Origin of the sequence: Phyllobacterium sp. 628, from assembly GCF_014189505.1 — a bacterium.
GTDB lineage: Bacteria > Pseudomonadota > Alphaproteobacteria > Rhizobiales > Rhizobiaceae > Phyllobacterium.
The window spans coordinates 3,150,667-3,175,441 of the sequence record NZ_CP050301.1; the positions used below are offsets into that span (position 1 = coordinate 3,150,667).

General features: G+C 53.3%; 26 protein-coding genes and 1 pseudogene. 11 read left to right on the plus strand and 16 right to left on the minus strand.

All coding sequences use genetic code 11. From position 1 onward, the window contains the following. The first annotated feature begins 57 nt into the window (after positions 1 to 57). Positions 58 to 927 (plus strand): NAD(P)-dependent oxidoreductase, encoded by an 870-nt coding sequence (locus HB779_RS17140; protein WP_188343469.1) that lies wholly within the window; start codon positions 58 to 60, stop codon positions 925 to 927. A 30-nt stretch (positions 928 to 957) separates the two neighbouring features. Here HB779_RS17140 and HB779_RS17145 read toward each other — a convergent pair whose 3' ends face one another. The 4 genes from HB779_RS17145 to HB779_RS17160 form a co-directional block, all read right to left on the minus strand. Then, positions 958 to 1,437, minus strand: coding sequence for an Lrp/AsnC family transcriptional regulator (locus HB779_RS17145; protein WP_091877656.1), 480 nt, complete (start codon positions 1,435 to 1,437; stop codon positions 958 to 960). 110 nt (positions 1,438 to 1,547) lie between these two features. Further along, complete coding sequence (locus tag HB779_RS17150; protein ID WP_244642406.1) at positions 1,548 to 2,174, minus strand: uracil-DNA glycosylase family protein; 627 nt, start codon at positions 2,172 to 2,174, stop codon at positions 1,548 to 1,550. A gap of 4 nt (positions 2,175 to 2,178) precedes the next feature. Next, on the minus strand, positions 2,179 to 2,790 hold the full coding sequence (locus tag HB779_RS17155; RefSeq protein ID WP_188343470.1) for a glutathione S-transferase: 612 nt from the start codon (positions 2,788 to 2,790) through the stop codon (positions 2,179 to 2,181). Continuing rightward, complete coding sequence (locus HB779_RS17160; RefSeq protein WP_188343471.1) at positions 2,787 to 3,389, minus strand: thermonuclease family protein; 603 nt, start codon at positions 3,387 to 3,389, stop codon at positions 2,787 to 2,789. Before HB779_RS17160 ends, HB779_RS17155 begins: the two co-directional genes overlap by 4 nt. Before the next feature lie 179 nt (positions 3,390 to 3,568). Between HB779_RS17160 and HB779_RS17165 the strand changes: the two genes are divergently transcribed. From HB779_RS17165 to HB779_RS17180, 4 genes are all read left to right on the plus strand, one after another. Beyond that, entirely contained in the window at positions 3,569 to 5,092 is a 1,524-nt protein-coding gene (locus HB779_RS17165; protein ID WP_188343472.1) for a HAMP domain-containing sensor histidine kinase, read from the plus strand. An 88-nt stretch (positions 5,093 to 5,180) separates the two neighbouring features. Further along, positions 5,181 to 5,627 (plus strand): DoxX family protein, encoded by a 447-nt coding sequence (locus HB779_RS17170; RefSeq protein ID WP_188343473.1) that lies wholly within the window; start codon positions 5,181 to 5,183, stop codon positions 5,625 to 5,627. Positions 5,628 to 6,028: 401 nt separating this feature from the next. Beyond that, positions 6,029 to 6,958 carry a LysR family transcriptional regulator gene (locus HB779_RS17175; protein WP_188343474.1) on the plus strand — a complete coding sequence of 310 codons (930 nt, stop codon included), beginning with the start codon at positions 6,029 to 6,031 and terminating at the stop codon, positions 6,956 to 6,958. Positions 6,959 to 7,259: 301 nt separating this feature from the next. Next, positions 7,260 to 10,598, plus strand: a complete 3,339-nt coding sequence (locus tag HB779_RS17180; RefSeq protein WP_188343475.1) for an autotransporter domain-containing protein — start codon at positions 7,260 to 7,262, stop codon at positions 10,596 to 10,598. Between the two features lie 121 nt (positions 10,599 to 10,719). On the opposite strand, the pseudogene cobT reads toward HB779_RS17180, so the two are convergent. After that, a pseudogene (gene cobT, locus HB779_RS17185) lies at positions 10,720 to 11,737 on the minus strand (nicotinate-nucleotide--dimethylbenzimidazole phosphoribosyltransferase). A gap of 94 nt (positions 11,738 to 11,831) precedes the next feature. Between cobT and HB779_RS17190 the strand changes: the two are divergent. The 3 genes from HB779_RS17190 to HB779_RS17200 are packed head-to-tail and all read left to right on the plus strand — an operon-like array spanning position 11,832 to position 13,600. Then, positions 11,832 to 12,638: an adenosylcobinamide-GDP ribazoletransferase gene (locus HB779_RS17190; protein ID WP_188343476.1), complete on the plus strand. Its 807-nt coding sequence runs from the start codon at positions 11,832 to 11,834 to the stop codon at positions 12,636 to 12,638. Between the two features lie 18 nt (positions 12,639 to 12,656). Continuing rightward, positions 12,657 to 12,890: a DUF1289 domain-containing protein gene (locus HB779_RS17195; RefSeq protein WP_188343477.1), complete on the plus strand. Its 234-nt coding sequence runs from the start codon at positions 12,657 to 12,659 to the stop codon at positions 12,888 to 12,890. Between the two features lie 5 nt (positions 12,891 to 12,895). Continuing rightward, on the plus strand, positions 12,896 to 13,600 hold the full coding sequence (locus HB779_RS17200) for a TIGR02281 family clan AA aspartic protease (RefSeq protein ID WP_188343478.1): 705 nt from the start codon (positions 12,896 to 12,898) through the stop codon (positions 13,598 to 13,600). On the opposite strand, the gene dusA is transcribed toward HB779_RS17200, so the two are convergent. Then, a complete protein-coding gene (gene dusA / locus HB779_RS17205) occupies positions 13,597 to 14,625 on the minus strand; it encodes a tRNA dihydrouridine(20/20a) synthase DusA (protein ID WP_188343479.1) in 1,029 nt (342 codons plus the stop codon). The genes HB779_RS17200 and dusA overlap by 4 nt on opposite strands. 105 nt (positions 14,626 to 14,730) lie before the next feature. Between dusA and HB779_RS17210 the strand changes: the two genes are divergently transcribed. Next, complete coding sequence (locus HB779_RS17210) at positions 14,731 to 15,813, plus strand: site-specific integrase (protein ID WP_188343480.1); 1,083 nt, start codon at positions 14,731 to 14,733, stop codon at positions 15,811 to 15,813. Here HB779_RS17210 and HB779_RS17215 read toward each other — a convergent pair. After that, positions 15,794 to 16,591: a glycoside hydrolase family 108 protein gene (locus HB779_RS17215; RefSeq protein ID WP_188343481.1), complete on the minus strand. Its 798-nt coding sequence runs from the start codon at positions 16,589 to 16,591 to the stop codon at positions 15,794 to 15,796. The genes HB779_RS17210 and HB779_RS17215 overlap by 20 nt on opposite strands. 91 nt (positions 16,592 to 16,682) lie before the next feature. Between HB779_RS17215 and HB779_RS17220 the strand changes: the two genes are divergently transcribed. Further along, a complete protein-coding gene (locus HB779_RS17220) occupies positions 16,683 to 16,967 on the plus strand; it encodes a cyclic nucleotide-binding protein (RefSeq protein WP_188343482.1) in 285 nt (94 codons plus the stop codon). Positions 16,968 to 17,141: 174 nt separating this feature from the next. On the opposite strand, the gene HB779_RS17225 is transcribed toward HB779_RS17220, so the two are convergent. The 9 genes from HB779_RS17225 to HB779_RS17265 form a co-directional block, all read right to left on the minus strand. Further along, a complete protein-coding gene (locus HB779_RS17225) occupies positions 17,142 to 18,893 on the minus strand; it encodes a DUF5906 domain-containing protein (protein ID WP_188343483.1) in 1,752 nt (583 codons plus the stop codon). Continuing rightward, positions 18,890 to 19,207, minus strand: coding sequence for a winged helix-turn-helix domain-containing protein (locus HB779_RS17230; protein WP_188343484.1), 318 nt, complete (start codon positions 19,205 to 19,207; stop codon positions 18,890 to 18,892). The genes HB779_RS17225 and HB779_RS17230 overlap by 4 nt, the downstream gene beginning before the upstream one ends. Next, on the minus strand, positions 19,204 to 20,088 hold the full coding sequence (locus HB779_RS17235; RefSeq protein WP_188343485.1) for a CHC2 zinc finger domain-containing protein: 885 nt from the start codon (positions 20,086 to 20,088) through the stop codon (positions 19,204 to 19,206). The genes HB779_RS17230 and HB779_RS17235 overlap by 4 nt, the downstream gene beginning before the upstream one ends. A gap of 78 nt (positions 20,089 to 20,166) precedes the next feature. Beyond that, a complete protein-coding gene (locus tag HB779_RS17240) occupies positions 20,167 to 20,571 on the minus strand; it encodes a VRR-NUC domain-containing protein (protein WP_188343486.1) in 405 nt (134 codons plus the stop codon). After that, positions 20,571 to 20,924, minus strand: a complete 354-nt coding sequence (locus HB779_RS17245; RefSeq protein WP_188343487.1) for a DUF4031 domain-containing protein — start codon at positions 20,922 to 20,924, stop codon at positions 20,571 to 20,573. The genes HB779_RS17240 and HB779_RS17245 overlap by 1 nt, the downstream gene beginning before the upstream one ends. Beyond that, positions 20,924 to 21,421: a single-stranded DNA-binding protein gene (ssb, locus tag HB779_RS17250; RefSeq protein WP_188343488.1), complete on the minus strand. Its 498-nt coding sequence runs from the start codon at positions 21,419 to 21,421 to the stop codon at positions 20,924 to 20,926. The genes HB779_RS17245 and ssb overlap by 1 nt, the downstream gene beginning before the upstream one ends. A gap of 82 nt (positions 21,422 to 21,503) precedes the next feature. Continuing rightward, positions 21,504 to 21,863, minus strand: coding sequence for a hypothetical protein (locus tag HB779_RS17255; protein ID WP_188343489.1), 360 nt, complete (start codon positions 21,861 to 21,863; stop codon positions 21,504 to 21,506). Beyond that, complete coding sequence (locus tag HB779_RS17260; RefSeq protein ID WP_188343490.1) at positions 21,860 to 23,347, minus strand: DEAD/DEAH box helicase; 1,488 nt, start codon at positions 23,345 to 23,347, stop codon at positions 21,860 to 21,862. The genes HB779_RS17255 and HB779_RS17260 overlap by 4 nt, the downstream gene beginning before the upstream one ends. A gap of 221 nt (positions 23,348 to 23,568) precedes the next feature. Continuing rightward, positions 23,569 to 23,799: a helix-turn-helix domain-containing protein gene (locus tag HB779_RS17265; RefSeq protein ID WP_244642407.1), complete on the minus strand. Its 231-nt coding sequence runs from the start codon at positions 23,797 to 23,799 to the stop codon at positions 23,569 to 23,571. A gap of 194 nt (positions 23,800 to 23,993) precedes the next feature. On the opposite strand from HB779_RS17265, the gene HB779_RS17270 reads away from it, so the two are divergent. Continuing rightward, positions 23,994 to 24,623 carry a helix-turn-helix transcriptional regulator gene (locus tag HB779_RS17270; RefSeq protein WP_188343491.1) on the plus strand — a complete coding sequence of 210 codons (630 nt, stop codon included), beginning with the start codon at positions 23,994 to 23,996 and terminating at the stop codon, positions 24,621 to 24,623. The last annotated feature ends 152 nt before the right edge of the window (positions 24,624 to 24,775 follow it).

The following is a 24,775-nucleotide window of genomic DNA, read 5'->3' on the forward strand; positions in this document are numbered from 1 at the left end:
TCCTAACCTCCCGCAATATTTCGAACACATAGCCTATCTGACAGAGGAAACTACGGAATGGCAACAGTCACATTTATTGGTCTCGGCGTTATGGGTTACCCGATGGCCGGTCATCTGAAGACCCGCGGCGGTCATGACGTCACCGTCTTCAATCGCAGCAGCGAGAAAGCAAAGAAGTGGGCGGACGAATTCAAGGATAAGCACGCGCCAACACCGAAAGAAGCCGCAGCGGATAAAGATTTTGTGTTTTCCTGCGTGGGAAATGATGACGATCTGCGCGAAGTAACCATCGGCGAGAATGGTGCATTTCATGCGATGAAAAAGGGCGCCATCTTTATCGATCACACCACCGCGTCAGCTGAAGTTGCCCGGGAACTGGATGCGGAAGCGCGCAAACGTGGCTTTCATTTTCTCGATGCTCCGGTCTCCGGCGGCCAGGCAGGTGCTGAAAATGGCGCTCTGACGGTTATGGTGGGCGGTGAGTCGGAGGCTTTTGACAAGGCCAAGCCGGTTATTGAGTCGTTTGCCAAAATGGTCGGATTAATGGGTCCGGCCGGCGCTGGTCAGCTAACCAAAATGATCAACCAGATTTGTATTGCCGGTCTGGTCCAGGGCCTTGCCGAGGGCATTCACTTCGGCAAAAAGGCAGGCCTTGATATCGAAAAGGTCATCGAAGTCATCTCGAAAGGTGCGGCAGGCTCATGGCAGATGGAAAACCGTCACAAGACCATGAACGCCGGTAAGTATGATTTCGGCTTCGCCGTCGACTGGATGCGCAAGGATTTGGGCATTTGCCTTGAAGAAGCGGATCGCAATGGCGCACAACTGCCGGTGACCGCGCTGGTTGACCAGTTTTACAAGCAGGTGCAGACGATGGGCGGAAAGCGTTGGGATACATCATCCCTGCTGGCGCGGCTGGAGAAGTAAGCCCGCCTTGAAGGAATCGGCCTGATGATATCAGCCCGATTCCTTTTCAATGCTCATATAATCAAGCGGCAGCTCCGTGGTATATTTGATCTGTTCCATGGCAAAAGCTGAGGACACATCGCGAATATCGATCTTGGCGATCAACCGCTTGTAGACCGCGTCATAGGCCGCAATATCCGGCACGACGACACGCAAGAGATAGTCGACATCGCCGCTCATGCGGTAGAACTCGACCACTTCCGGAAATTCCTGAACCACTTCAGAAAAACGCTTCAGCCATTCATTGTTGTGTGCCCCGGTACGGATCGAGACAAAGACGGTAACGCGTGTGTTGACCCGAACCGGATCAAGAATGGCGACCCGGCGCTGGATTACCCCATCTTCCTCCAGCTTCTGGATGCGCCGCCAGCAAGGCGTCGTGGACAGCCCTACTTTTTTGGCAACATCAGCCACCGCCAGCGTTGCGTCCTCTTGCAGGAGGCGAAGAATTTTTCGGTCAAGTCTGTCCATGATCTACGGTCCCCTTGGAATGGGATACTTTATGGTCCGTTATTCGACCTTGGTACAAGAAAATTATTCTAAACTTTGTAAATTTCGAAAAAATTTCATCCGGCCTACGCCTAAATTAGATTCTTGACCTTCTCCCGCAGCACAGGGAGAACATTCTCCCCGAACCACGGATTCTTGCGCAGCCAGACATTGTTGCGCCATGACGGATGCGGCAGAGGCAAAATCGATGGCCCGGTTGCGGGATTGAAATAATCCTGCCAGCGCAAAACGGTATCGGTCATATTCGCGCCACGGCGCTTGCCCAGATGATAGGACTGCGCATACTGACCAATCGCCAGTACAAGCTCTATCTGCGGCATGGCTGCAAAGACCCGGTCATGCCATGTCTCGCGGCATTCTTTGCGCGGCGGCAAATCTCCGCCATGCTTGTCATAGCCGGGGAAACAAAAACCCATCGGAACAACGGCGAATAGGTCAGGGTTATAAAACGTATCGCGGTCCACCCCCAGCCACTCGCGCAGCCGATCCCCGGACGGATCGTTGAACGGAATACCGGTATTGTGAACGCGGATGCCCGGCGCCTGACCACAAATGACGATACGTGCCGTCTGCGATGCGACGCAGACCGGATTCGGTTCATTCGGCAGAGGCGGCAGATAACGCGGTGCGTCACGGCATAACCGGCACGCCTTGATATCAAATGACAAGCCAGAAAGAACGGAGGCAGGCGCGCTCAAAATATCATGCCTTGGCGCTCGGCCGATTTGAAACCGCATCATGCCAACGCCGGACATGGGTCACATGTTCGGGCATCTGGATGCGTGCCGGCTTGAAGAAATCGATGGCCACGAGTCCCGTAATGTCAGCGATGGAATAGTCATCTCCTGCTATGAACGCACTTTTGCCCAGTCGTTCATCGAGAATATCCAGAAAAGCCAGTGCCTTGGGCTTGTTCGCTTCGCCCCACTCGGGGATTTGCGGTACTTCCCATTCCACCATGGCCGGGTGAATATGCCTGAACGCAGCGGCAACGGTCGCCAGCAGATGCAATTCCACCCGCCGTTGCCACATCTCCACTTGGGCCTTGCCCACAGCACCTTTGCCGAACAGCGCTGGTTCGGGGTTCAATTCTTCAAAGTACCGGGAAATCGCAACGGATTCCGTTATGATTGTACCGTCATCGAGTTCAAGCACCGGCAAGCGCTGTAACGGATTGAGTGCAGTAATTTCAGCGGACCGGTGTCCCATTGCCCCCATATCGATTGGCACAGACGGTATCTCGATGCCCTTCTCCGCCAGAAATATTCTTACACGGCGCGGATTGGGCGCACGGCCTCCATCGTATAATTTCACCAGAGCTCTCCCAATTTCTGATCAATCCAGCCATAAACGCTATTGATCGCATCGACCAGCCAATCAATGAATGAAGGTGGTGTTTCCATGCTGCCTTCATGCAATTTCCGCCAATCCTGCGGCCTGTCAAAGGAACCCGCCCAAAGGCCTTTTCGTTCCGCCCGCGCTTGCATTTCCTCCGCCTGATAATCGCCATAGCCTGTTGCCTGCCCGGCCTCGACCATGGCGCGATTCAGGTTGGTTTCACTGGAAAAACACGTTCCAAGGTCACGCCTGTACTTGTCCTTTCCACTTATCTCGCACCGCACGGTTCTGCCTGCGATCAGCTTGTCCAGCGCGCGCCGCGCGACCTGGCCGCAAGGATAATTATCGAGCCCTTCGCCACAACGTTGCGCAAGTTCTGGCGCATCTATGCCTTTGAGCCTGATATGGGTGCCAGTCAGCACAATGGTGTCACCATCGATCACGTAGGCCTTGCCGCTCATTTCCGGTGCGTCGCGCGGAACAGCCAGCCGCACCGCCAAAAGTGCAACAAGAGCAAAGAAGATCAGCGTGAGGGCATAATCGATGAGCTTTCTGCCGAATGAACGCGGTGGCACGGGTGACCTGCGCCAGCGACGATATCTGCTATAGCCGCCATTCATCGGCAAACCGCGCCAAAATCTTCCATTGCGATTGATTCTCCCCGCCGATTTGAAGGTCTTTTAATCATTTATGCATAGGCTTGCGATGCAATGCTGCCGAATGTGCAGGCAAAGCACGATCTGGAACGAGGCGCATGGCATTACTGGACGCGACAAGTGCAGACAAAAACATTGTTGACCGGCGTAAACTGCCGCGCAACAAGGATTTGTCTGTCGTCGTGCGGCGCGCCCGCGACCGGCTTATGGAACATTCCGGCATCAAGCACTTCGAGCGCGAATTGCTGTTCATGCATACACGGGCGCTGATCGTTAACGCAGCGACCTTACCCCTGTTCATTGCCATGATCGCTGTGGCCGGTGTCTTTTCGGGCTTTGGCAAAGATATGGTTGTCTGGGCGAGCATAACAATCGGACTCTATGCCGTTCTCGGCATTCTTGCCAAACATCTGGAACGGACCGGCATAACGGATGAGGATGTCAAGAACTGGCAGGCGATCTATCTCGGCGGCCATTTTCTCACCAGCATGGGCTGGGCCTATTTCGCCTATCTGAACTGCGCCGCCTGCGGCATCAGTCTGTTTCCGGTCATCAAGGCCGTTGCTCTGATATTGGCCATGGCGATCACCGCCATCATATGTTCAGCGCTTCGCGCAGCCATTCTCGCGGCGTTTACACTACCGGTCATCACTTACACGATCATCGCCACGAACCAGCTTGATAGTCCGATCCAGGCGACGATGGTAATCATGCTGTTTGCCGGGCTCGCCTTCTTCTACCTCGTTGCGACTCGGCTTAACCGTTCCGTATCAACGACGCTGGCGCTGCAGGCGGAAAAAGACGCCCTTATTGCCGAACTTGAAACGGCCAATGCCATGTCCGACGAAGGCCGGCGCCGGGCCGAAGAAGCTAATCTCGCCAAGTCACGCTTCTTGGCGTCCATGAGTCATGAACTACGCACACCGCTCAATGCCATTCTTGGTTTTTCCGAAGTCATGGCCAAGGAAGTCCTCGGCCCGATGCACAATTCTACCTACCGCGAATATGCCGGGGATATTCACGCCTCTGGCGAACATCTCTTGAACCTCATCAACGAAATTCTCGATCTCAGCCGTATCGAAGCCGGTCGCCATTCCATCAATGAAGAGCCCCTCCTGCTCGCCGATATCGCTGAAGAATGCATGCACATGATGGAGTTGAAAGCCCGTAACAAGAGCATACGGATGGTGCCGCAGTTCGAAACCGGCATGTGGCGCCTGCGCGCCGATGAACGGTCCATCCGGCAGATCATTCTCAACCTCCTTGCCAATGCCGTGAAGTTCACCCCGCAAAATGGCCGTATTGACATCAAGGTTGGCTGGACGGCAGGCGGCGGTCAATATGTCTCCGTTCGCGACAATGGCCCGGGCATTCCTCCAGAGGAAATTCCGGTGGTCCTCTCGACCTTCGGACAAGGCTCCATTGCCATCAAAAATGCTGAACAGGGCACCGGGCTCGGCTTACCCATCGTGCAGGCACTCGTGCATGTACACGATGGTGAATTCCATCTGTCGTCCAAACTGCGCGAAGGCACAGAAGCACTCGCCACATTCCCGCGCAATCGGGTGCTGCAAGCCACGCCCCCCGGCGTCAAATCGTCCAGACGACACAAAGCTGCCTAAAACACTCAAGTTCAATTTATTGTTATTTGATCGTTATTTGGCACCTCGCCCTTGCTGCCAGCGTCAAACAGAAAATGGGGAACCACTTATGAACGCCAATGGAAATAACCGCCCTCTGATTATCCCAGCCCTCGGCGGCATCTACAACGCACTTGCACAAGTGTCGGAAACAATCTTGCGGGTGATTGCTGGTGGGGCTCTCGCCGTGCACGGTTATGGCAAGATCATCAATCCATTCGGCGCTATTGAGATGGTCGAGAGCTTGGGTTTCTATCCCGGCGTCTTCTGGTCCCCGTTGCTTGCGGCCACTGAATTCTTCGGCGGTATTCTGCTCGCACTTGGCCTCTTCACCCGGCCAGCCGCCTTCGCTACAACCATTGTCCTGGCTGTCACCATCTATTTTCATGGCTATGTCATGGGTCAGGGCTGGTCCGGTGCTGAAAAATCCATCCTGTGGACTGCGATCCTGTTCTTCTTTGTTATTCGCGGTGCCAGCAATCACTCCATTGACGCGAAAATCGGCAAAGAATTTTAATTTTGTTGCTACAAAAACTGGCGCCCGCGGCGCCAGCGCTATCCATCTGTTTTGTCAGGTCGCGCTTTGTAAGATCGCCGTGCGCATGGTCAAAAATGCCAGATGCGCTTAGGGCAATTCAAGGCGGAATACCTTCACGCCAAAGCTCTCAATAAGCTTAAATCAGACTGTTTTTCACTCAATGCAGTGGGTGCAATTAAGGCGCGCGCAGGTGAATATATCGTGCGCGTGTAAATATTTGTATCAGTTTTGCGTAAAATTTGTAGCTATCTTAATCAAAAGCTTTGGGCCATAGTCTAATGACATTTGATTTTTTCAACGCTTACTGCGAATGTAACAATATAACGCGAACTAATTTTTACCCCCCGACACCTCGTCCAGTTTGAATTTTAAGGAATGAGATGGAACGAAGCCTCAAGGCATTTTTAGCGGTTGCACGATGTGGAAATCTGACGTCGGCAGCGGAGATAGTAGGGCTAACCCAACCCGCCCTAACCAAGACAATCCAGCGGCTTGAAGAAGATTTCGGTGCGGGTTTATTTCAAAGAACAGCCCGGGGAATGCGGCTGACACGCGTGGGACGCACTTTATTCACCCACGCAGAAGCGATTGAACTCCAATACCGCCAGGCGCATGAAGAAGTCAAAGCGGCAAATTCAGGGGTAGTCAAAGAGTTAAAAATATCAGCAGGACCGGCCTATCATACAACGATTGTGCCAGATCTGATCAGGCTCCTCAGCAGTGAATTTCCTGAAACAGACTTCATTCTCTCGGTGGACGTCGGTCAAACCTCTATAACCCGGCTGCTCACAGGTGAACTAGATTTCACATTAGGGGCAATTGCCACCTCGCCGCCTGAAGGTCTGGAAACACTCGAGGTCCTGCGAGCAGAGATGGTCCCATACTGCAGGCCCGGAAATCCCCTGGCGCTTCACGGAACGCTTCCCTCAACAGCCCTAAGCCATTGCCAGTGGATTGTTTACAAGCGTGATGCTTTGCTCGCTGACAAGCTTGGTATGTATTATTCTGCACACCAATTGGCAGCGCCCAGAATCATCATGCGGGTGGATCCGTTGGGCTCGGCTTTTCGTATCGTAGCGACATCGGATTTTCTGATGCTCGCGCCCGCGCAGATCGAACATTTGGCAAGTTCAGCGGGGCTGCGCCGTTTAAAAACCGACACACCCATATGGAAATACCCATCCGGAGCCTGGTTTCGCCAATCCTCGCGTCAGTATCCCATTATGCGCCGGGCTTTGGAACTCCTTCCCGGTCTGGTGGAGCAAGTGGCTCCGGCGATATTCCTTCCGGTTATTGCCCATAGAACTTAATTTCATTTTTCGACAACTGGCGAGTGTGCCTATCCTGCTGCCAGGACTCATGATTTTGTCCACAAGAATAAGGGACAGCAAATGACATTGTTTTATTTTAGTTTGAACGGCCACCCCATCACCTAGCCAGACACGACAGTTCACGTTGGACTGCACTGACACAGGCGTTCATTTCAAACGCCCCGTACGGCCAACGAAACATCTGACAACCCTGATCCTGAACCGTTCTGCGGAGGCTTTGTCATGCGCGGAGCAACTTTGACAACGAAAATCCAGCAAAAATCCGAGGGGGATATTGCCGATGTATACTCAAAGTATTTTTTCAGACCGGCACGCCAATTGTGGCAAGTATCGTCACTACAAAGCAGCGCTTTATGCCAGCGTGGTTCTTTCCGCAGCAGTGTTTTCCCTGCCAGTTTTCGCACAGAATGCACCAGGCCAATATTTCAATGCCGATGGGTCTCGCACCAATGATCTTGAAGCGGCTGCTCAGACTTGGCGAACGCCTGAATTTAACAAGGATTGGGGCCTGTCCGCAATGCGTGCGGAATATGCCTACGCTTTGGGTTATTCTGGAAAGAATACAAAGACTGGTGTCATGGACTCGGGTATCGACATCAACCACCCGGAATTTAAGGACAAGAACCGCATCCATACAGTCGATACAAAAGGTGTTTATTCTAGCGATAGCACCCAATACGAAGGCAATGGTGCATTGCCCTTTAAGAAAGGTGATTCTTTCGACATCTCTGGCGCTTACAATCCCGCCTACAATGATAGTCACGGTACCCATGTCAGCGGAAGCATCGGTGCTGCGCGTGACAATCAGGGAATGCATGGTGTCGCCTTTGACACCAATATCTATGTTGCCAATACCCACGGAACAGATAGCAACCGGCTGCAAGGGTCGGATTCGCTAGACTACAACTACTTTATGGCTGCTTACGATGCTCTGGCCTCGCAAGGCGTCAAGTTCGTCAACAACAGTTGGGGATCAGACTCCCGTTATGACACTGATTATTTTGAAAATCAGACTGGTACTATTCCAGATTTTGTCCGCGCTTACAGTAATTTCTGGGCAAAAAGCCAAAAGGGAGAGAAAACATGGCTGGATGCCGTGGGCGACGCTTCTAACAAGCATGGCATCATCCAGATTGTATCGGCATCCAATGACGGGCCAATGCAACACCCGGATTTGTTCGCTGCACTTCCATATTTCCGGCCTGAACTCGAGGGTCGCTGGCTTGCCGTTGCGTGGGCCGACCCTGTGAGAGGTCCGGATAGAAAACCGGTGCTAGGCAAATACGGAGACATCTCTCTTTATTCTAATCGCTGTGGTGTTTCTCGCTATTGGTGTGTCGATGCGCCGGGAGGCCGTATTTACAGCAGCGTACCGGATGGTAAATATGCGACATATGATGGTACATCGATGTCAGCCCCCCACGCTTCGGGCGCATTAGCGGTTATTCAGAGCCGTTTCCCCTATATGACGCCGGAACAGGTGCTGTCTGTCATGCTCACAACGTCTGGGCATGACGGTGTCATCACGCGTCATCCCAGTTATGATGACGGTTGGGGCAATATTGACCTGAAAAATGCAATGAACGGCCCCGGTCAGTTCATGGGAAAATTTGCGGTCAGTTTGCCCGGCGGTATCAGTGATACCTGGTCCAACGATATCACCGATGAAGCACTGAAGTATCGCCGTGACGATGAGGCAGCGGATCAGGCCGTGCTGAAGAAGTCGTTGAGCGATAAGGGCTGGGACAAAGGTCTCCCTGCTAATGCCAGCAACGACGATAAGGCCGCATATGATTATCTGACGAAAATCATCGCCATACGTGAAGACGCAATTGCGCAACATGCAAAAGTCACGCAGTGCAGTCTTGAAAAACTTGGTGACGGCCATCTGATCCTTGAGGGCAAGAATACCTATACGGGCAGCACTTGGGTGCGCGGCGGCACGCTCAGCGTCAATGGTTCCATCACCTCCGATGTTACAGTCGATGGAAGCGGCATTGGCGTTGTTGATCCGCAGACCGGCATTACAACGACAACCGGCGGCATTCTTGGCGGCAATGGTTTTGTCGGCGGGTTGATGGTGCATGCGGGCGGGACGGTTGCGCCGGGCAATTCGGTTGGAACCCTCACGGCCAATGGTGATGCGAGCTTCGATCCGGGCAGCCGGTTTGCCGTTGAAGTCAATGGCAATGGCAATGGCGGGGCTGACAAGCTCACCGTCGGCGGCAAGACAACATTGCTCGGCGGCATCGTCACGGTTTCGCCGGAGAACGGCAAGGAGCCCTTGACGCCAGCAGAAACTCTGGCGCTTTTGAACAAGAGCTATACGATCCTCACTTCTACCGGTGGTGTCTCCGGTGCCTTCGACAGCGTCCTTCCCGCCTATCTCTTCATCGGCGGGGCACTGGCCTATGATCCCAATGATGTGATGCTGACCCTGTCACGCAATGGCGTGGCCTTTGCCGATGTGGGGCAGACGAAGAATGAGAAGTCAGTGGGTAATGCTCTTGAGGCGCTCGGGCTTGGCGACACGCTGTATGATACGGTGGCCACGGCAACCTATGCTGCCAATCTTCCGGCCGACTTTGACAGCCTCTCCGGCGAGATCCATGCCTCGGTGCAGGGTGTGCTTGCCGAAGACAGCCGCTTTGTCCGCGATGCAGCCACAAACCGCATCAGGTCCGCCTTCGGGGACGGAACAGGTGCCAAGGCATCAGCACCGGTGCTGGCCTATGGGCCGGATGGTGCTGATAAAGCCGGGACACTGGCTGCTGCCGATACCAAAACCACTGCCATCTGGGCCGAGGGCTATGGTTCATGGAGCCAGCGCGATGGGACAAGCAATGCATCCGGGCTTTCCCGCAATGTCGGCGGCTTCGTCACCGGGCTTGATGGCATCATTGCCGACGGGTTGTTCCATTCCGATTGGCGTCTTGGTCTTCTGGCCGGCTATGGCAACACATCCATCCATACGGATCGCGGTCATGGCTCCGCCGACAGCTATCAGGTCGGTGTCTATGGCGGCACCAAGCTGGATGCCATGACGTTGAGCCTTGGTGCCAGTCTTGCCCATCATGCAATCGATACCAGCCGCAGGGCGCATCTTCTAACCATTGATGAAGGTGATGATGCCGCCTATACGGCCAAGTCCGTGCAGGTGTTCGGTGAAGCCTCCTACCGCATCGATACGCCCTATGCTGCGCTTGAACCCTTTGCCGGGGCAGCTTACGTGCATCTCAAAACCGATGGCTTTGCCGAAACCGGCGGTTTGACGGCGCTCTCGTCCAATGGCGACACAACGGACCTGACCACCACAACGCTTGGCCTCAGGGCCTCGCATGGCTTTGCCATCTGCGATGCCACCATCCTTACCGCCCATGGCATGGCGGGCTGGCGGCATGCTTTTGGCGATACGACACCAACGGCCAATCTCGCCTTTGCCAGTGGTTCTGCCTTCTCCATCGACGGCTTGCCGATTGCACAGGACACCGCACTGGTCGAAGCCGGGTTTGATGTGAATATCGGCAAAGCCACCAGCCTTGGCATCAGCTATAATGGCCAGTTCTCAGCCAATGCCCATGACAATGCCGTCAAAGCTGATCTGACCGTGAAGTTTTAGGGGAACAAGCAGAGCATAAACCAATCTGAAGCCAGACCACCTTCCCCCGTTCCATTGACCTGCGTCAGGGAACGAAACTCAACAGGCTCCGCAAGGAGCCTGTTCTTTATTCAAGCTGTTCTTAGTCGCGGTTGCTGACACCAGCCTGGTCAAATGTAGCCATGCCGCTGTGGCAGAGCGCAGCTGCTTTGACAATGCCAGCGGCAAGTGCTGCACCTGTGCCCTCGCCCAACCGCATGCCAAGATCAAGCAACGGTTTCTTGCCGAGCTTTTCCAACACCTTGCGATGACCGGGTTCCGCTGACACGTGACCAAACAGGCAATGATCAATCGCTTCCGGATTGGCCGCGTGCAGAATAGCGGCAGCTGCGGTTGCGACATAGCCATCGATGATAACCGGGATTTTTTTCGACGCGCGTCGCCAGAATTGCTCCGGCCATTGCGGCAATTTCCCGCCCACCCAGACGCCGCAGAACTTCCAGCGGATCCTTCAGATGGGAAGCGTGCAGCGCCACGGCAGCACGCACGGCATCCGCTTTACGTTTCATACCATCGCTGTTGGCCCCCGTACCGGGCCCGACCCATTCTTCAGCCGTGCCGCCATAAAGACCATTGAAAATTGCGGCAGCGATGGTGGTGTTACCGATCCCCATCTCGCCGATGCAAAGCAGATCCGTGCCACCTGCAATCGATTCCATGCCGAATGCCATCGTCGCAGCACAGGTCTTTTCGTCCATGGCGGCTTCTTCGGTGATATCCGCCGTTGGATATTCCAGAGCCAGGTCAAAAATCTTCAGGCCGAGATCATTGGCAATGCAAATCTGGTTGATCGCCGCGCCGCCTGCGGCGAAATTCTCCACCATCTGTGCCGTGACCGACGATGGATAGGGCGAGACACCTTTGGCCGTCACACCGTGATTGCCGGCAAAGACCGCCACAAGCGGGCGGGTTATCTGCGGACGCGAACGGCCTGTCCAGGCTGCCAGCCATTCGACGATCTCCTCCATGCGGCCCAATGCGCCCGGTGGCTTAGTCAGGGTCGAGTCGCGTTTGCGTACAGCGGCCACTGCGGCCTCGTCCGGTCCGGGCAGGGTTTCGATGAGAGTACGAAAATCGTCAAATGGCAGGCCGGTGGTCATGATATTCCTTGCGGTCAAGTCTTCATGGCAAATTATCAATCCCCGTCCTATAAGCTTTGCCGAACGAAACGCAAAGGTCATCGGACGGCATTGAATGTCGCGGCCCCTTGATCAACAGGAACGTGCCATGGATCTGGTGAAAGAAACGATGCGCGCACTGGCATTTCTGTCGAGGTGGCCGGTTTCGCCGCAATGGTTCGAGGATTATACGGGTTCCCTGCACGACACGGCGCGCGGCTTTCCCTTAGCCGGACTCATCATTGCACTGCCGCCGGCTTTGGTGATCCTGCTCGGATCGGCATTTGATATGCCTGAATTCGTCACGGCGCTGCTGCTGGTCACCACATCAATCATTGTGACCGGCGCCCTGCACGAGGACGGTCTGGCCGATGTGGCCGACGGGTTCTACGGCGGCAAACCGCTTGAACGGCGTCTTGAGATTATGAAGGATTCGGCTATCGGCTCCTACGGCACGCTTGCCCTCATCATCTCGGTGCTTTTGCGAACGGCACTTTACACGGATGTTCTGACAGAGCTTAGCCCGATTTCTTCCATCGCTGTTCTTGCCGGAACAGAAGCCGCCAGTCGCGCCCTGCTGGTGAAATTCTGGCAGACGCTGCCTTCCGCACGCAAGGGAGGAGTATCCGACCGTGCAGGAACGCCCACCCTTGCGGCCGCCAACTTTGCGCTCATTCTCGGCACTGTTGCCTTCGCGCTCAGCTATGGCGCTGCCGCAGGACCACTCGCACTCATAATTCCCGCATGCTTGACAGGGCTGGTCTTCTTCGGTTTCTCGGCGCTTTGCCGGGAGAAAATTGGAGGCCAGACCGGCGATACATTGGGCGCAATGCAGCAATTGGCAACACTTTCCCTGCTGCTCGGGCTTGTCATTACACTCTAACCGTACCAGATTTTAGGGATGGATATGATCGAGTCACCCTGCATCCTCGTCTGCGCCATCGACATCAAGACCGGCTATTGTTTCGGTTGCGGGCGCACGCGTGAAGAAATCGGTGCCTGGACGATCATGTCACCGGACAACCGCCGCACAGTGATGGCTGGTCTTCCTGCCCGGCTGGAAGCACTTGAGCGCCGTCCGCGCCGAGAGACCCGGCGGACCCGCATGGCGCGCGAAAAAGAACAGGGTGTTTGAGTAAAATGCCGCGGCTGTTTTGGATCATTATTGCAGCACTGGCGGGAGTGACACTGCTTCTGATTGCCAACAATGACAGCGGCTCGACATTCGGCTTGAACAACGACCAGTTTGCCCGCTTTGCCTATCTCAGCATTTGGGGCATCGTCGTCGCGGCGGGCATCCTTGGCTCCGGTATTCCGCTCAGCCATTTTCTGCGCAGCTTGGCGATTTGGCTGATCATTCTTCTCGCTCTCGTTGCCGGATATCAATATCGCTATGAGTTGCAGGATATCGGCCACCGCATCACGGCGGGTCTCATTCCCGGCAGTCCGATTTCAACCCGCGATGGTGATGGTGCCATTACCGTGACTTTGGCCAAGGCTGATAATGGACATTTCGAAATCAATGGAACCGTGGACAATGCGCCGGTTGCTTTTATGGTCGATACCGGCGCATCGTCCATCGTACTGTCCTATAATGACGCACAGCGCGCCGGTCTCAATCCTGACAAGCTGGCCTACAGAACGCCGATCATGACCGCCAATGGCGCAACGACAGCGGCCATCGTCACCCTGAACAGCATCAAAATCGGCGCCATCGAACGCTATAATATTCGCGCGATGGTGGCACAGGATGGCCGCATGGATGGTAGCCTTCTCGGCATGAATTTTCTCAATACCCTGAGTGGATTTTCAGTGCGCGGCGACCGGCTGATTCTGTCGAACTAAGCTGCCTGTTCAGCCAGTCCCATTTGCACAGCCTCGTAAGCCCGGCGAATAATCGCACTGTTGGCATTCGGCTGATTGGCCTCCGTGGACAAAATCTGCCGCCAGCGGCGGGCACCGGCTGCACCGTGGAACATGCCCACCATGTGGCGCGTCACATGCGAAAGTCTGCCGCCCTGGCTGATATGGCTGTCAGCATAGATGCACATATGATCGATGATCGCCTCAATCGCAGCTGGCTGTTGTGCATCGCCATAAATAGCGCTGTCGACGTCCAGCAACATGAACGGGTTGTTGTAGGCAGCCCGGCCCAGCATGACACCATCCACATGATTCAAATGATGAAGCGCTTCATCGCGCGTCTGAATACCACCATTGATCCCGATGAATTGACTCGGGTTTTGCTGTTTCAGCCGATAGACCCTGTCGTAATCGAGTGGCGGAATATCGCGGTTTTCCTTGGGCGAAAGTCCTTTGAGCCATGCCTTGCGGGCATGCACCCACAATGCATCTGAACCGGCTTCGAAAACACCACCAGCCAGATCATCCAGCGCCTGCTCAATATCCTGGTCATCAACGCCGATACGGCATTTCACCGTCACAGGAATAGCGACCGATTGCTTCATGGCAGCAACACAATCCGCAACAAGCCGCGGAGTCTTCATAAGACAAGCACCAAATGTTCCGGATTGGACGCGGTCGGATGGGCAGCCGACATTGAGATTAATCTCGCGATAGCCAAGCGCCTCACCTATCCCGGCGGCTGCAGCCAGTTTCGCCGGATCCGAGCCACCCAGTTGCAGAGCAACGGGGTGCTCCTGTGCCGAAAATCCCAAAATCCGTTCACGATTACCGTGGATTGCGGCATCGGCAACAATCATCTCGGTGTACAGCAAAGCATGACGCGTGAACTGCCGGTGCAGAGTCCGGCAATGACGATCCGTCCAGTCGATCATGGGGGCTACAGCAAAAACGCGACCGCCGTAAATGCTTGCGTTTGTTGAATTTTCTAAGTTATTTCGTTGCATTTCATGCTCAACATGTTGCGTATCGTTGTGTATATCGCAACGTACTTGTGTATTTGTTCGCTATGTTTATAACAATGTGAGAAACTGGAGAGTGATGTTATAAGCATGGGAACCATCGTAGAAAGAAAAAGGAAGAATGGCACCTTAGCATATATGGCAAAAATCAGCATTATGCGAGAGGGTGTCATTGCGCACCGAGAGAACAAGACATTCGATAGACGCCCGGCAGCAGCAGCATGGATCGCCAAACGCGAGGAACAATTATCCCAGCCCGGCGAGATCGAGCGCGCTAAATCTTCAAACATCACACTGGCCGACGCTATTGATAAGTACACAACCGAAAGCCTGAAAGAGATTGGCAGGACAAAGGCGCAAGTTCTTCGAACAATCAAAGAGTACCCGATTGCGAACCTGCTTTGCGAGCGTGTTACAAGTCAAGACATTGTAGGGTTAGCCAAAGAGCTTTCAGCGGGCAAGAAGCCACAGACAGTCAGTAATTACATATCTCATTTGTCAGCCATCTTCGCTATCGCCCGGCCGGCATGGGATTACCGTCTAGACCCGCAAGCCATAAAGGACGCAACTGTTGTTGCAAAGAGGCTGGGCCTTATTAGCAAATCAGATAGTCGCGACCGTAGGCCAACACTTGATGAGCTTGATTTGCTCATGACGCATTTTCAGAACCGGAATAAGACGCACCCCAAATCCGCACCTATGGATAGGATCATTGCATTCGCATTGTTCTCAACACGGCGACAAGAAGAGATCACGCGAATTAAATGGGACGATCTTGACGAGAAACACTCTCGTATATTGGTGAGAGACATGAAACATCCCGGCCAGAAGGTAGGAAATGACACATGGTGCGATCTGCCAGAACCGGCCTTACGGATTATCAAAGCGATGACCCGCGCATCTGATACCATATTCCCCTACTCGACTGATGCAATCAGCGCCGCGTTTACGCGCGCCTGTCCGCTTCTGGCTATTGAGGATTTAACCTTTCACGATTTGAGACACGAAGGCATATCGCGGCTGTTCGAAATGGGTATGAATATACCACATGCCGCCGCTGTTTCCGGTCATCGCTCGTGGGTTAGCCTCAAGCGATATACGCATATGAAAGAAAGCGGCGACAAGTATGATGGTTGGAAGTGGCTGGACGCGGTTACGCAGCCGCTTCCTTAGCATATGCAGCAGCCCGCCTCTTGTTGTGGCTGGCCTTAAAAAGAAGAATGCCGATCACAATCAGCAGAGCGACAGCAACACCAGCGACCACGTACCAATTGATATCAACAGCCGGAACGTTGCCGCTCGTTGCGATGCCACCACCACCCGCCGCCGTCGCCCCTGTCTGCTGTACGGTGGCCGTGGTGTTTGCCTTGGCGCTTTCAGTCTGTAGCTCCTGCCGGTCAGCGCCGGTAAGCGGCTTTGAACGGGCAAGATACATAGCCACGGCCTTTGCTTCGACATCTGCCACACGGGTTGACCACCCCCGTTTAAACGTGTTCCAGATTTTGAGTCCTCGCATGAAGCTAAGACGCTTGGCACAATGCCTCTGTATGACGGCCTTGCCGTCAGCCACGATAGCCGCCTTGAGCGTATCCGCTCCAACGATACCATCAGGTTTCAAACCAAGGACAGATTGCAAATCCTTGACTGATCGAGAGGGGCCAGAATTAACGCCATAGTCCAACGTTGATAGATCAATACCGACAGGCAAAGCATCGCCACGGATCGGACGCCAGTACTTTGCCTCATAGATCGGCTTGGCGTCATTAAGCGTGAGGTTCTTGATATCAAGGTTCGGATAGCTGGCAGCAGCAATGCCGTACTTAGTTCCCTTGAGGGTTCCAACCCCAACTTTGCCACCAGTCCAATTACCCGGATCGCGTTTGTCGTTCGTATATGCGCCTTCATGACGAAGGGTTACGGCAAGACATGCCGCCAAATTTCCAGTTGCCATAGGAATATTCCCGCGTTGTGTAAACCGCGACAACCATCACGCGGGAATAGTTGTGGGGATCGAATGTCCACTTTAACCGGGAGAAGCAAAAATGACCGAACATAAAGGACTGCCAGTCGCAGGATACAAAGCACAGAGTGACAAGGCTGTTGCACTCGTCAACGAAAACAAAATTCTGGAAGAACGTTGCCTTCGCCAGATCGACGCCATGAATAAACACAACATGGATGCTGAAGCCGCAGGGATTGCAAAGAGCGGTCAATATGACCCTCGCATGATGGCGCTTGCTCGCACCGGCATACAGGAAGCATTTATGTGGATGAACCGAGCAGTATTCCAGCCGGACCGCATCAAGCTTCCAGAAGACGCAGAATAACGAACACCCCGCGCGGTACTCCTGATCAATCATTCCTGGTTGATTGCTACATAGTTCTGATCGTCCGTGGGGAACGGCGCTGGGCCGCCAAGGGGTAGAGCATTCATGCCAGCGTAATCAGAGCGAACCGGGTAATGTAAGAGCCGCAGCGGAATGAGCCGCTTGCGGCTCTTCTTACCAGTCCACTTGCGCTAAATCCTTAGCTCTCTCGTCACTCAACCCGCCGCTTAACTTTATGCCGACCGCAACGCTACCTTTCGCCGTGCGCTTAACAATAACGTTTGGCATGGCCTTCAAGCGTTGTGAGAACGTGTTGACCGGAGGCAAGAACCGTTCCGAATGCCCTTGCTCCAGCGCCCATTTTTTGAAGTCGTTGAACAATTCACCAGTTCGCATCCAGCCGTCGTAAGGCTCATCTTTGCACGGAGCGATATGCGCCTCAAACCATTCATTGACAGGATCGAGCAGAAGCCAGCCCTGTAGCGCTTCCTTCGATGATTGCGGGATTGTATAGGCCCGGTTCTTCATAAGCCGCTGTGCGCCAGCTATGGCGAAACCAAGAAGCAAATCCAATTCGGAATTGCGAATATGATCGGAGATATCGGGGATGATTTCTTTCTCCGGTATCGGCCTGTTAAATGTCAACACGACAAGTCGGCGCTGCAACCCACGGTCTAGACCGCCGTTGAACCTTGGCAGTGTGTTCGTGGTGAAGCAATGAAGAGCACGCGGGATGAAGGTTACTGCTGATCTATAGAGATCGCGTCCCTCAATCGGGTTGCCGGTAATAGCCGCCTTGAAAGTTTCTCCAGCGATTGCCGCCGCTGACAATTCGTCAGCCACATTAGCGGCCTTGCCAGCCAGATTGACAATGCGCCGCTCATCGCTGAATGCAGCGGGCGGAATTGCAGAAACCGAACCGGCAGGGAGCAAGCACGACAGCAAGCTTGCAATGGTGGACTTGCCGTTAGATGCAGTCTCGCCAAGAAACACGAATGCTTTTGGTTGCGGCATGCGCGTAGCCAAACCAAGGGCAGCAGCACCAAGAATTTCACCAACAAGGTTGATCTTGTCTTCTTCGTCGGGGTCGCCTTTGAATGCACCGTGCACGAGTTTGTGTAGCATTGATTGTGTGGGTGGCGACCTATCAGCCTTCGCATTGAACTCGGCGGGAATGGTGAAGCGGAACTTGTCTTCGGGATCGTGAGCGCGAACCGTAACGTTTCCATCGGGACCAATTACGATGACGCCATTCAATGCATTCATTGCTACAGTTGGATCGTTGAAAAAATCAGGCTCGGAAAGAATGGTCCCAGCCTCCGAAAGTACACCGTCAATTGTCCGCTTCCCGATCTTGAGCGGCGCACCCTTGTCACCAACGCCTACACCGTCGAATTTATGCACTGCAAGACGTAGCTTCTGATCCGGTATCTCTTGCCAAGCAGTTGGCCCAAAGGCCCAAAACTTGCCATCGGCTTTCACCACGTCGCCGCCACACGCAATCATGATCCGGTTTGTAAACTCGGTTGCAATCTCAACCTCGCTTCCCCATTCAAAATTCCGAATGGCAGAGAACCTATCGATAGCAGACGCGCCGACAGCGCGCGGAGCCGGTACTACAGTTTGAAAATCTTTATCAGGGTCAGGAGCCTCTTCCAGCGCCGACGTTTGCTTGTGGGCAGTTGTGGCCGATGCTGACGGCTCAAACTGCTCATTGGGTTCCCGCTGGCTTTCCTTGGGCCTCTCTGTTGATTTTTCAGAGGTTTCAGTTTTTGCAACAACTGGAGGCGTCCACGGTTGAACAGACGCCCGCATGAAATCGTCAATATCTTTCTTGGTCCATCCGTCGCGCACGGCGTCAGCACAGTCCCATCCTTTGGGCGGCTTCGTTCCAGACTGCCAATCTGTGAATGCGTATTGCGTCATTTATCAGCAGCCCACACCAAGCGGCGACCACCGTTCAAGCCGATCTTGCCTTGAATGATTAGGCCGTGATTTTGTATCTTTTCCCGGATGTGATTGATCATTACGGCGATGATAGTGTGCGCTGTTTCTGGCCCGCCATCTTCCTTGTCGCCGTACAGGATTTCGACTATTTCAGTAGCGCTAACGTACTTCCCAAAATTCTCACACAGAAAATCAAAAATCTTTCTCTCTGTTTTTGTGAAATGAACGTACTCTGTAACGCTTTCCATCGTCACATTATTTGCGTCATAACCGCAGCAGGGACATGCACTCATTGCGTGGCCCTCATCACATCGAGAACGCGAGCAGTGCAGCCTAGCCCTGTGACAATAGCGGCTACCTCATTAGAAGTAGCCAAGCCGGGAACATCAGCATCCGGCCAGATGACAGCATTCAGACCGGATAGGGGTGACCAATCTATATGTTTCACACCCTGAGTTCCGCCCGGCCATGAAACTACAGTTCTCCCCGTAGCCTTAGCCAAGGCGTCTTTACACTTTTCGCCCTCGACTATGATCACTTGCCGGGCTTCTCCAATAGTTTCCAAGCCGTACAGCGGGCGGGGCTTGGGAAATGGGAAGCGGCACCAGCGTTCCGAGCCATCTTGGAGTACGACACGCATGACCATAGGCGTTTCTTTGCCACCATCCGGCAGATCGTGACGCAAGACATAGCCGATCAATGAACCATCAGCCCGCCTATACGGAAACACCATCGACGGGGTGAACGATCCCCATTCGGATTTATCCCCTTTGCGCTTAGGATTGTAGAGCTTTACGCGTTTGCCAGCTTCGATTGATTGTGATGGATTATCGACAGGCACGATACCCGCATAAATGTCTCGAACCTCGACCTTGCGCGGCGCAACATTTGGGCCGACCTCGCCACCGCCGAGTATGTTGATTGCTTCCCGCAGATCGACGCCCTTGATCTTCTGCACAAAGTCCAACACATCGCCATGTTCGCCGCAACCAAAGCAATGAAAGCGCTCAATATGGTCGTTCCCTGTGAATATGGTGAAAGACCCCGTATCCTCAGAATGGAAAGGACAACAGCCGACAAATTCTTGCCCGTCAATATCGAGACTGACGCCATAATGCGCTGCTGTATCAGACAGTGAAACGTCGCGCCTTAAACGCTCTATATCCGACGACATTGGGCTGGCTCCGTAAGTGATTTGCTGTTGCGATATTCGCAACAGTATATTCGAATGTAAAGCCCGTTAACCAAAAATTTAGTGGATGCCGAGAAGGATTTTTGACAGGTCTTCTTCACTTCTGGCTATGCCAGCCCTGCCCCCAGCGCTGTTCACCGCATCTATCCAAGCCAACTGCTCGATTGTTGGGCGTGCGTTTTCTTTCACCTCGACTTGTGTGTAAATCGCAACGGTTGAGCCGACCATTTCAGGCGTGATCAACTCTGGCACCCACCCACCAAGATCGGACATACCAGTAATTCCGGCATGGAAAGGGCGGGCATTACGTACCACAACGTCACCGGGCTTTAGCTTCATTGTGCGATGGACGGTTATGCGTTCTGCTTTACCTACCCACGCCATGCCTACCTGTTGCCTGAAAAGGCGCGCCTTCAATTGTGAGGCGCGCATTTGCAGACGGCGCATGAAATCAGCTTCTGACATTAGCGAGCCCTACACTCAGCAATCATTGCTAAACGTTTTTCACCGTACTCAACGCAATCAGGAATACCCGATGCGATGGCGATCCTTGCGGTATGTTCCAAAGGCCCATACCTGTCAGTCAGAATTGCACCAGCAGCGATAGCTAGAGCTTTCTTGCTCAATGTAATATCGAAATGAACCCAGCTAGCTTTCTTGTGTTTGCCAAATGAAAGCGTCTGATGACCTTGTATCCATTTACGTTGCACCCCGATGGTATCCACCATCTTAAGCAACTCGGCTTCGGTATCGGCCCACAAATGGCACATGACCATTCTGCCAAACTGGTGCCTCACGTCATCAACATACGCCGCCATTAGCGCCACTCCGGCGCAAACGGAATTTCATCATCAAGATCGCGACTGAAACTGCGACCGCCACTTGTTCCACCACCATCACCGGAAGGAGCTTTGTTTCCTGGGCGATCAGCATTGCCATTCTGATCACTCGCCCGCCCACCACCGTTACCGCTCACCATGAGCAATTTTGCGCTGAAACCGGTCAAGACCACTTCTGTCGAATAGCGATCATTGCCATCTTTGTCCTGCCATTTGCGAGTTTGCAACTCACCTTCGACATAGACTTTATCGCCCTTTTCAACGTACTGGCTGATTACAGAAATCAGCCCTTCATTCCAAACGACGATACGATGCCACTCGGTACGTTCTTTCTTTTCACCGCTGGCTTTGTCCTTCCAGCTTTCCGAGGTAGCGATAGAGAAATTGGCAACCTTCGATCCATTATCAAAGGTATGAATTTCAGGATCATCCCCGAGATTGCCAATTAGTTGAACTTTGTTGAGCGAGCCAGCCATTTATTTTGCTCCAGCCAAGCGCAAGAGGGAATTGCCAGCGCGAATGATTTTCGACCAGATCAGCATTCGAAATTTTTTCATGTTACTTTTCTCCTAAAACAAGCCGGTATCCCCGGCGATAACCGACATTCTCAACGTTGATGCCGGAACCTTGCAGTTTCGCGCGCAGATGGCAGAGGCCAACTTTGAACGCGAGGTACATCTTTGTTGGTGTGGGTCCTCCGTCTGGATCATCGATGTACATGGCATCGAATATCCGTTCAGTCTGGACCGGCATTCCCTTCCCCTTCCAGACCGCACCAAGAATGCGGGCTTCGAGCGGTGTGACCTTGTAGTGGTCAACGACGATTTCAAGTGTCGGAACGTGAACTGCCTGCTTGCAGCAAGGACAGTTGATGGGGTCCACAAGATGCTTAGGAAAATTCCTCTCCGCGATTGTCATGAGCCTGCCCCGTTCCTTTCAGCCGCCTTGGCCTGTCGTGCCGTGATAATGTGAGCCGCCCATTTTTCAGGGGACTTGAACCCCTTGGCGGTTGCCTGCTTGATCAGTGCTTCAAGCTGCGATTTCATACCTTTTGACAATTTTGGATCGCGGTCGTTGAGCACGTCATCAGCCAAAGCCCACGCCTGCTCACGGCGCGAGGCTTCACGCTCGCGGCGCTCGGCGGCTGGATCAATTTCAACAATCGCCGCATCAACCTCATTGAGAATACGACCGACACCCAAGGACGCCCGCTCTTTGACTGGATACACATGCCCGCACTCAGTACAGCGCGGCGCAAGCGCATGCGTGGCAAAGCACTTCGGGCAAGTTAGGATATCCACCGAACTGTCAGAAGTTTTACGGCCTTCAAGCGACCATTCGCGATCATCATCAGGGAAACCATGCCGAGCGAAACCGCCGACCATATCAAGGATGATGTGAGGAATGCCGGTTCCATCCCAGCGCAGACAGCGCCCCCACTTCTGGAGAACCTTCGCCAATGATTGCGATGGAGAATTATCCATCGTGCATTCAATGGTAACGTCGCGGTCAACCTGTGCGGAAAGATCGAAGCCCTCGCAGAACAGGCCGCAATTGAAGATAATCTCTATCTGCCGGTCAGCGAAGCCGACGAAAGCGGACTTGCGATCCGGTTGTGGCGTGTTGCCATCAAGAGCAACTGCCATGACGCCCTTATCTCGGAACTCAGCAGCATACTTTTCAGCGAGTGCAACAGAAGGCGCGAAGCCAATTGTTCTTTTACCACGAGCAATGTTCTTCCAATGCTTCACTGCATTTGCAATGACAGCCTTGCCCGCCATTAACTCTTCTAGCTCGGACGGAATGAATTCGTTCCCGCGAGAATGAAGACCGCTTGTATCAAGACCGGCAGGGGCAAAGGGGCGATACCGTGAAAGCTTCTCGTTGTCGATCAGCCATCGCATTGAGGGGCCAAGAACCATCGTATCCCAAACATCGCCAAGCGGCTTGCCGTCTAGCCGTTCAGGTGATCCGGTGTATCCGATGAGTTTCGCGCCAGTTTCCTTGTAGTGCAGCGCAACAGCGGCCCAGCCGGTTGCTGCACTCAAATGCGCTTCATCAACCATCACATAATGCGCAGGGATTTTACCGAGGCGATTGCGAAGAGTGGCAATGGAGGCGATGTAGACGCGATGATACGGGTTATAGTGATGCCCGGCAGCGATGTAAGAAAACGGTATGCCAAATTTTTCAAAAGTCTTCGCCGTCTGAACAATCAGATCTACACGGTGAACGCAAAATATAACGCGCTTCCCAGCAGCAAAGATCATCTTGATAAGAGCGGCGGCCAAAACCGTCTTGCCGAAACCAGTAGGCGCGAAGGTCAGCACTGATGATGAAGACCGCAACGCAACGCGAAGCTTTGTTCTGACATCCTCTTGATCGGGGCGAAGTGAAATCATTTAGCCCACCACAAGCTTTTTGATTTTTTGCTCATACGGAGCCATTCGCCAAAGACGCGATGCTAAGAGTGCGAAAGCCGCAACGTCGGATGGTTCGAACAAAGCGTATGTTTGGGCGGCTATCGTTCCGTCTGTCATTTGGCAACGCGAAACCAAGCGTTCGATCATTTCCGCCTGTTGCTGAATTGACATCGTTTCCGTATTTTTTTGGCTGTCTGCACTCATTTTAGCGCTGGCGTCAGATCGTCAGAGTTAATCGGAACGTTCCGCTTCTCTGCCAGCTCAATGAGCCGCTCTTGATCGCGCCCGGTAATCAAGCCTTTTTCGTCGGAGAGAGCGCGGCTGATCTTTGATCTATGGCTACCAATCGAGCGCGCGAGATCGGACTGAGACATGCCAAATTTTGCATATACTCTTTGCCAAGGCGTCGGCTTTTCAATGATGCTGGTCAAATCACACCTTCATAACGTGCATTTTTCGCAACATTATGTTGTGATTTTCGCATCGTCAAGAAGGAAAATGCAAGTTATTAACTATTTGTAATGAAAGTTGAGTGCTAATTCTTGCGGTGCGTTGCATTTTTTGCAACAAACAGCGTCCATAAAACCAATGACAATTATTCTTGTCTGGCATGGACGGCGGTGCAATGAGTAAAGAACAGACGATTGATAAGCCTTGGTTCATTCAGCAACTACATACAAACAAACAGTCCGTCCGTGGCCTAGCCCGACATCTAGATGTCGATGCGTCTGCGGTATCTAGGATGTTGTCCGGTCAGCGAAAAATGAAAATGGATGAAGCGAACGCCATTGCGCACTTTTTGAGGGCTCCAGTCAGCGAAGTACTGAAGCATGCAGGCGTTTCTATTGATATTGATGGTATGCCCACAAGAATACTTCTTGCGTCAATCATCAATGACAAGGGCCATCTAGATCGCTTGAAAGAACCTAAACCGCTACCGCAATCGGTTATAGATCGTGCGCAAGCTGCTATTATCGGGGCAGGAAACGGCAAAATCATCGCCGCGCAGATTAGGGCCGTGCAAGGGCCGTTGTCGATCCTTGACGATGCCGTGGTTCTATTCGCACATACGGATGATGTTGATGCATCGGCCATTGGAGGCCTCGCTATTTGTCGCACGAATGACGGCGAACAGATCATGGCGAGGATCGAGCGAGCGCGAAAGACCGGTGAGGCCCGCATATACTCTGTTTCCGGCAAGGCGATTGAAGTGACGTTGCAAACTGCAACAGCTGTGCTTGCAATCATTCCCTAACGTCCAAATACCAGTAACGCACACTCCATTATGTAGCTGCAAACCCTTGGTTCGCAGCTATTTTTATGTTTGATTGGCGACCAATCAGAAGACTAATCTACTATAATAGCGTTGTGATTTGCACATCCGCAAAGTAATGCCGTCAATCTTCC